Consider the following 7,741-nt stretch of genomic DNA (forward strand, 5'->3'; position numbering starts at 1 on the left):
ATCACCGGGCCCGGGATCGGGCCGGCCCGTGGACTGCTGGTGCAGGGCGCCGCACAGGGCGATCCGGCCGTGCTCGTTCATCACCTCGATCGCGGCCCGCAACTGCTCGCCGCCGACATTGTCGAAGTAGACGTCGATGCCGTCGGGCGCGGCCTCGCGGAGCCGGTGCAGCACCGGGCCGTCATGGTGGTCGAAGGCCGCGTCGAAGCCGAGCCGCCCGGTCAGGTGCGCCGCCTTCGCCGCCGAGCCGGTGCTGCCGATCACCCGTCGCGCTCCCGCCAGCCGGGCGATCTGCCCGGCCAGCGAGCCGATCGCGCCGGCCGCGCTGGAGACGAACACCGTGTCGCCGGGCCTGAGCCGGGCCACTTCCATGAGGCCCGCGTAGGCGACGAGCCCGAAGCCGAGGTGCAGGGAGGGGTTCGGGTAGGCGTTCCGGTCGACCTGCCGGAACGCCCCGGCGTCGGCCACCGCGTACTCCCGCCAGCCGAGCCGGTGCACCACCAGGTCGCCGGGGCGCAGCGAGGGATCCGCCGAGCGGAGCACCTCGCCGACCGCGTCCCCGTGCATCGGGGCGCCGATCTCGTAGCGGGGCAGCGGCAGTCGGGGCCCTTCCGCCATCAGCAGCAGCATGCCGGGGTCGAGGGAGAGGAAGAGGTTGCGTACGAGGACCTGGCCGGGCGCCGGATCCGGCACGGCCACTTCGGCGATCTCTATGTCGCCGGGGGCGGGCAGCCCGTGCGGCCGGGCGGCCAGGCGGGCCTGGAGCCCGGTACGGGGCGAGGTCGGTGTGGTCGTCATGGCGGCGACGCTAGGCATTGACGTATGCGTGAAGGTCAACTCCCGGCGCCGCCGCCCTTGCCGGTCAGTGCCCGAAGTCGAACCAGTTCACGTTCACGAAGTCGGCCGGCTGGCCGCTGGTGAAGGTGAGGTAGACGTCGTGGGTGCCGGTCACCGGGCCGATGTTGGCCGGCACCGTCCGCCAGGACTGCCAGCCCCCGGTGCTGCCCACGGCGAAGCTGCCGACGGGGGTGCTGGTACGGCTGTCCAGGCGCACCTCGACCAGCCCGCTGACCCCGCCGGCCGCGCCGCTCGCCACGCGCGCGTAGAACTGCCTGGCCGCCGTCGACCCGAAGTTCACGCCCTTGTACAGCGCCCAGTCGCCGTTGGCGAGGGAGCCGATGTCCTGGCCGCCACCGGTGTCCGTGGTGGCCTCCGGGACGACGCCGGACTGGCTGTCGTAGGACTCGGCCTGGATGGCGCTGTAGGCGTCCCGGTTCCCGGTCGGCGGGGGAGTGGTGGTGCCGCCGGAGGACTGCAGGACCTGCACGTAGTCGACGGCCATCGAGTGGCCGGGCTCGGTCCCGCCGTCCGGGCCGCCGCCGAACGCGTCCGGGAAGCCGCCGCCCATCGCGACGTTGAGGATGATGAAGTAGCCGTGGTCGGTGGCGTTGGCCCAGGTCGTCGCGTCGACCTGGTCGGCCCGCACGGTGTGGAAGGTGACGCCGTCGAGGGAGAAGCGGATCTCCTCGGGGCTGGTCGAGCGGTCCCACTCCATCGCGTAGGTGTGGAAGCCGCCCTGACAGGTGGTGCCGGTGCAGGAGGTGGAGTTGCCGATGCCGGAGGTCTCGTTGCACGGGCCGCCCGGGTTGGTGCCGCAGTGCATCGTGGCCCAGTCGGTGTTCAGGCCCTGGACGTTCTCCATGATGTCCAGCTCGCCGATGCCCGGCCAGTTCCAGTAGTTGCCGCGGAACGGCGCGCCCAGCATCCAGAACGCCGGCCAGTAGCCCTTGGCGGCCGCCCCGGTGACGTCGGGCATCCGGATCCGGGCCTGCACTCGCAGCTTCCCGCCGGCCGGGGGCTGGAAGTCGGTGCGGTTGGTCTCGATCCGGCCCGAGGTCCAGTGGCCGGAGGCGTCACGGCGCGGGGTGATGAGCAGGTTGCCGTTGCCGTCCAGGGCGACGTTGGAGGTGCTCGACGTCATCGTCTCGACCTCGCCGGTGCCCCAGTTGGCGGCGCCGCCGGGGTAGGCGGTCCCGGTGTCGTACCGCCAGTCGGCGGTGTTGACGCCGGAGCCGGCGGCGCCGTTGAAGTCGTCCGCGAAGACCTGTGTCCAGCCGGCGGGCGGGGTGGGCGCGGAGGCGCTGGCCGGCGCGGTGGCGGCGGTGGCGACGGCCGCGGCCAGTCCGAGTGCGGCGGCGACGGCGACCAGCGCGCGCCGCAGCGGGCGTGGTCGGGGAATGCCGGAGGATGCGCTCATGGGGAGCCTCTCGTACGGGGAGTGTGCGGGGCTGGTGAGAGCGCTCCCATGTGGCCTTGAGAGCGCTCTCACGGTCCGCCAATGTGCTCCCCGGACCCGAGACCGTCAAGAGTTGAAACAAGGAAAGTCCCCCCGGGGCCCAGGAGTTCAGGGGCTGAAGTCGTCCGAATCTCCTGAATCCCCTCTGTCCCCCCGGGACGGCGCCACCGGCCCGCCGGCCCGGGCGACGGTGGGTGGTGCTCCTGGGACGGCGGGGGTCTGCTAGGAAGGGCAGGTGTGAGGAAAGGTGCCGGAGTGAAGCTGACGATTCTGGGCGGCGGGGGCTTCCGGGTCCCCCTGGTGTACGGCGCGCTGCTGACCGACCGTGGCGCGGAGCGGGTGACGGAAGTCGTCCTGCAGGACCCGGACGAGCGCCGGCTGCACGCGGTGACGCGGGTGCTGGGGGAACAGGCCGCAGGTGTCCCGGACGCCCCCGCGGTGACCGCCACCACCGATCTGGACGAGGCCCTGCGCGGTGCCCGCTTCGTCTTCTCCGCGATCCGCGTCGGCGGCCTGGAGGGCCGGGCGCACGACGAACGGGTCGCGCTCGCCGAGGGCGTGCTGGGCCAGGAGACCGTGGGCGCGGGCGGGATCGCCTACGGGCTGCGCACGGTCCCCGTCGCCGTCGACATCGCCCGGCGCGTGGCCCGCCTCGCCCCGGACGCGTGGGTCATCAACTTCACCAATCCGGCCGGCCTGGTCACCGAGGCCATGTCCCGGCACCTGGGCGACCGTGTCCTCGGCATCTGCGACTCACCGGTCGGCCTCGGCCGCCGGATCGCCCGCGTCCTCGGCGCCGACCCGAAGGAGGCCTTCATCGACTACGTCGGCCTCAACCACCTCGGCTGGGTGCGCGCCCTGCGTGTCGCCGGACGGGACGAACTGCCGCGCCTGCTCGGCGATCCGGCGCTGCTGGGCTCCTTCGAGGAGGGCCGGCTGTTCGGCGCCGACTGGCTGCGCTCGCTCGGCGCGGTCCCCAACGAGTACCTGCACTACTACTACTTCAACCGGGAGACCGTCCGCGCCTACCAGGAGGCCGGCAAGACCCGCGGCGCCTTCCTCCGCGACCAGCAGGCCCGGTTCTACGCCGAAGCCGCCGACCCCGCCGTCTCCGCCCTGCGCGCCTGGGACCGCACCCGCGCCGAGCGCGAGGCGACCTACATGGCCGAGAACCGGGAGAGCGCCGGCGCGGGCGAACGCGAGGCCGAGGACCTCTCCGGCGGGTACGAGAAGGTCGCCCTGGCCCTGATGCGGGCCATCGCCCGCGACGAGCGCGCCACCCTGATCCTCAACGTCCGCAACCGCTCCGCCCTGTCCGCCCTGGACGCCGACGCGGTCGTCGAGGTCCCGTGCCTGGTGGACGCGAGCGGCGCGCACCCGTTCGCCGTCGATCCGCTCCCCGGGCACGCCGCCGGGCTGGTGTGTGCGGTCAAGGCCGTCGAACGGGAGGTGCTGGCCGCCGCGGAGTCCGGCTCCCGGGCGACCGCCGTGAAGGCCTTCGCGCTGCACCCGCTGGTCGACTCGGTCACGGTCGCCCGCAGACTGGTCGAGCGCTACATCGAGGTCCACCCGGGCCTGGCGTACCTGGCGTGAGCACGCGGGGCCGCTCCGCCGGGCGCCCCCGCGTGTCACCTCTCCGTCGCGTCAGCCGGCGGTGGACCCGGTCGTGACCGAGCTGCACCGCCAGGTGCCGGGGCTGACGCCCGGGCGGTTCCCGGCGGCGCGGCCGCCCCGGGAGGACCGGTCGCGGCCGGACGGCCGGCGGGAACCGGGCGCCGACCGGTGGCCGAGGCGCGCGCCTGCGTGCGTGCCGGGGTGCGTTCCGGGGTGCGTGCCGGCCCGGTCGGGTGTCCGGGAGTGCGCGAGCGCGGGCGAGTGCGGACGCGGTGCGCCGACGCCTGTGGTGCGGAGCCCTCCGCCCCTCGCGGAGGCGAACGGGACGGATCCCCGCCGGCGTCGTCTAGAGCGGCAGCGCCTCGCCCGTCGAAGCGGTCCGCGCCGGCGCCGGTACGGCGGGCAGCAGGACCCCGGACTCCGTGCGCTGCCGGGGGAGCGCCGGGGGCACCAGCGGACGCGGCCCCGCCACCACCGTGTAGTCCTGCCCGAGGAACTGCGGCCGGATGACCTCGACGTCCTCGCCCAGGGCCAGCCGTACCGCCGCCCACGGCGCGTTCACCCCGCAGAGCGACAGCTGGTGCAGGCCTCCGGCGGGCCTGGTGTTGACGTCCAGGAGCACCGGCCGGTCGCCGAGCATCCGGAACTGGACGTTGGACAGGTGGTGCACCCCGAAGCCCTCCGCGATCAGCCGGGCCGGCGCCAGCCACCGCTCGTCCAGGGTGAAGCCCCGGCGGCGGCCGTTCTTGGTGCGTCCCACCGCGAGCCGCACCCGGTTGTCCGGCCCGGTCAGGCAGTCCACGGACACCTCGGGCTGCTCCAGGCGCGGCATCACCAGCCAGTCCACGGGCTCCTCGACCCGCCGCAGCGCCTCGACGACCAGGTCCAGCTGGACGTACGGGCCCGGGAAGCCGTCGAGGTGCGCCAGCGAGAAGGGTGCCCGGGTGATCATCCGGAAGCCCGTCCCGCCCGCGCCGGCGGCCGGCTTGAAGCACGGCCGGTGTCCGGACGCCTCCAAGTCCTCGACGGCCGCGACGAGTTCCGCCGCGGTACGGACCCGGTGCCACGGTGGCACCGGAACACCCACCGAGCGCACCGCCTCGTACGCGGTCGCCTTGTCCTCGAAGACGGCGACCGCCTCGGGCGTCGGCGCCAGCAGGGCCGTACCGGCCGCCGCGAACTCCGCGCGGTGCGCCACGATCGCGGCCTGGTGCAGCCGGGGCACGAACACGTCGATGCCGCGCCGGGCGCACTGGTCGAGGGCGTACTCGACGTAGCCGGCCGGTGACAGGCCCTCCGGCTCCGGGCCGGCGGTGTCGGCGGCGGCCAGCACGGGGGAGTCGGGGTCACCGTGCGTGGCGTGGATCTCCACCGTGCGGCCGTCGGGATTCCCCCGCAGCTGATCCACGAAGAACACGTTCTCCGCGTACGTGCGGTTGAGCCAGACGCGTACGCGAGAGCCCATGCAGGCCGCCTTTCGGGGGGCGCGGGCACGGCGGAGCGGCCCGGGCCCGGGCAGGAGGAGGGAAGGGTCACCGAAGCGCCCCGTGCGAGGGGGGAGTTGGGGGCGCCGGTGTCGGGGCGATCATACGGCTTCCACGCGCCTGCTCGTGCAACGGGCGTGTTACGGGATTCCGGGCCCCGGCCCGCCCGCGGAACCGCCGGCGGCGGCCCGGCCGGAAGCTGACACGCGGACGGGTTGCTCTTGTCCGGGGGCCGGTCGATGTGTTCTCGTGGTGTCATCGGATGATCGGAAGGGGAGCGCGGGTGGAGTCGACGGCCGGGGCCGGACAGCTGCTGGCCATCAGCGACCTGCACATCGGCTATCCGGACAACCGGGCCCTGGTCGAGGAGATGCGCCCGCACAGCGACGAGGACTGGCTGATCGTGGCCGGGGACGTCGCGGAGACCGTCGCCGACATCCGCTGGGCCCTCGGCACCCTCGCCGGCCGCTTCCGCAAGGTGCTGTGGACGCCCGGCAACCACGAGCTGTGGAGCCATCCGAGCGACACGGTCACCCTGCGCGGCGCCGCCCGCTACGACCACCTGGTCGAGGTGTGCCGCGAGCTGGGCGTGGTCACCCCCGAGGACCCCTACCCGGTGTGGCACGGCCCCGGCGGCCCGGTCGTCGTCGCCCCCCTCTTCCTGCTCTACGACTACTCATACCTCCCGGCCGGCAGCACCACCAAGGCGGAGGGCCTCGCCTACGCCAAGGGCACCGGCATCGTCTGCAACGACGAGTTCCTGCTGCACCCCGACCCGTACCCGACCCGGGAGGCGTGGTGCCGGGCCCGGGTCGCCGAGACCGAGCGCAGGCTCGCCGAGCTGCCCGCCGACCTGCCGACCGTGCTGGCCGGCCACTGGCCGCTGCACCGGCACCCCACCGAGGTCCTGTGGCACCCCGAGTTCGCCATGTGGTGCGGCACCACGCTGACCGAGGACTGGCACCGGCGCTTCCGCGTCGCCACCATGGTCTACGGCCACCTGCACATCCCCCGCACCACCTGGCACGACGGAGTCCGCTTCCTGGAGGTCTCCGTCGGCTATCCCCGCGAGTGGCGCAAGCGTCCGGACCCGCCGGGAAGGCTGCGCCGCGTCCTGCCCATGGAGGTCGACGCAGGTGATCGAGGAGCTGCTCCCGGAGTCGGTCGTGGCCGTGGAGGCCCGCGCTGACGACCCGCTGTGGGACGCCCCGCTCCACCCGGTGGAGGAAGCGCTCGTGGCCCGCGCGGTCGCCAAGCGGCGGCGTGAGTTCGCGGCCGTCCGCGGCTGTGCCCGGCGCGCCATGGAGAAGCTCGGCGTGCCACCGCAGCCGGTGCTCAGCGGGGAACGCGGCGCCCCGCGCTGGCCGGACGGGCTGGCCGGCAGCATGACCCACTGCGACGGCTACTGCGCCGCCGCCCTGGTCCGCACCGCCGACCTGGTCTCCCTGGGCATCGACGCCGAACCCCACGGGCCGCTCCCGGAGGGCGTCGGCGCCTCCATCCTCCTGCCCGCCGAGGCCAGCCGGCTCGACGCGCTGGCCGCACGGTGGCCCACCGTGCACTGGGACCGCCTCCTGTTCAGCGCCAAGGAGTCCGTCTACAAGGCGTGGTTCCCGCTCACCCGCCAGTGGCTGGACTTCTCCGAGGCCGACATCACCGTCCGGCCGGACGCCGACGGCGCGCCGTACGGCACCCTGCGCGCCGAACTCCTCGTCCCCGGTCCGCTGGTCGGCGGCCGGCGCCTCCAGGTCTTCGAGGGCCGGTGGACCGTACGGGAGGGCGTGGTGGCCACGTCGGTGGTCATACCGCACGCCACGGACGACCCCGCACGGCCCTGACCCCCACGCCCGTGCGGCTCAGGCAGGCGGTGGGCACCACTCGCGCAGCAGTTGGAAGAACGCCTCCTCGTTGCCCGAGAGCCCCGCCCGGGACAGCGCCCGTTCCGCCTCGGCGAGCACGGCGGGCGGGACGACGCCGGGCCGGTCCCCGTCCGGCGGGCCGTCGAAGGCGGCGCGCACCGTGTGCAGCAGCCGCAGATAGGCCTGAACGGCGGTACGCTCACGGTCGGTCAGTACGGCGATGGGCATCGGTCGGCTCTCCCCGAGTAGGCGTCACGGTCACGCGCTCTGCGGCGCACACCCCCCAGCTTGCCGCCCGCCACTGACAACGCCGTCCGGCTCCGCGCCGGTTAGCCCGCTTAGCGGAGGCGGAACCGCACCGGACCAGGGCCTCCGACGCGGCGGAAACGGTTCACCACCCGCGCCCGCGCCACCCTTCGTGCCCGCGCCACCCTTCGTGCCCGCGCCACCCTTCGCGCCCGAGCCCGCGCCCGCGTCGGACAGGAGGT

At 74.3% G+C, this 7,741-nt stretch carries 7 protein-coding genes; 3 read left to right on the top strand and 4 right to left on the bottom strand.

What is annotated here, in order from left to right; translation table 11 throughout:
- Both IE312_RS16045 and IE312_RS16050 read right to left on the bottom strand, forming a co-directional pair.
- On the bottom strand, positions 1-798 hold a 798-nt coding region (locus IE312_RS16045; RefSeq protein WP_229899865.1), incomplete at its 3' end, for an MDR family NADP-dependent oxidoreductase.
- 64 nt (positions 799-862) lie between these two features.
- The gene (locus IE312_RS16050; RefSeq protein ID WP_189982322.1) at positions 863-2,257 is read right to left on the bottom strand and encodes a glycoside hydrolase family 16 protein; all 1,395 of its coding nucleotides are present in this window, start codon (positions 2,255-2,257) and stop codon (positions 863-865) included.
- A gap of 294 nt (positions 2,258-2,551) precedes the next feature.
- Between IE312_RS16050 and IE312_RS16055 the strand changes: the two genes are divergently transcribed.
- Positions 2,552-3,889, top strand: coding sequence for a 6-phospho-beta-glucosidase (locus IE312_RS16055; protein ID WP_189982324.1), 1,338 nt, complete (start codon positions 2,552-2,554; stop codon positions 3,887-3,889).
- A gap of 367 nt (positions 3,890-4,256) precedes the next feature.
- Here IE312_RS16055 and IE312_RS16060 read toward each other — a convergent pair whose 3' ends face one another.
- Complete coding sequence (locus IE312_RS16060) at positions 4,257-5,375, bottom strand: ATP-grasp domain-containing protein (protein WP_189982326.1); 1,119 nt, start codon at positions 5,373-5,375, stop codon at positions 4,257-4,259.
- A 302-nt stretch (positions 5,376-5,677) separates the two neighbouring features.
- On the opposite strand from IE312_RS16060, the gene IE312_RS16065 reads away from it, so the two are divergent.
- Positions 5,678-6,583 carry a metallophosphoesterase family protein gene (locus IE312_RS16065; RefSeq protein WP_189982723.1) on the top strand — a complete coding sequence of 302 codons (906 nt, stop codon included), beginning with the start codon at positions 5,678-5,680 and terminating at the stop codon, positions 6,581-6,583.
- The gene (locus IE312_RS16070; RefSeq protein WP_189982329.1) at positions 6,531-7,232 is read left to right on the top strand and encodes a 4'-phosphopantetheinyl transferase family protein; all 702 of its coding nucleotides are present in this window, start codon (positions 6,531-6,533) and stop codon (positions 7,230-7,232) included. The genes IE312_RS16065 and IE312_RS16070 overlap by 53 nt, the downstream gene beginning before the upstream one ends.
- A gap of 18 nt (positions 7,233-7,250) precedes the next feature.
- On the opposite strand, the gene IE312_RS16075 is transcribed toward IE312_RS16070, so the two are convergent.
- A complete protein-coding gene (locus IE312_RS16075; RefSeq protein WP_189982331.1) occupies positions 7,251-7,481 on the bottom strand; it encodes a hypothetical protein in 231 nt (76 codons plus the stop codon).
- Positions 7,482-7,741 lie beyond the last annotated feature (260 nt).

The organism is Streptomyces capoamus, from assembly GCF_014654935.1.
Classification (GTDB): Bacteria; Actinomycetota; Actinomycetes; order Streptomycetales; family Streptomycetaceae; genus Streptomyces; species Streptomyces capoamus.

Excerpts from the sequence above, each read along its gene's own strand:
- IE312_RS16075 (WP_189982331.1), bottom strand. The coding sequence starts at position 7,481 with ATGCCCATCGCCGTACTGACCGACCGTGAGCGTACCGCCGTTCAGGCC.
- IE312_RS16060 (WP_189982326.1), bottom strand. The coding sequence starts at position 5,375 with ATGGGCTCTCGCGTACGCGTCTGGCTCAACCGCACGTACGCGGAGAAC.
- IE312_RS16050 (WP_189982322.1), bottom strand. The coding sequence starts at position 2,257 with ATGAGCGCATCCTCCGGCATTCCCCGACCACGCCCGCTGCGGCGCGCG.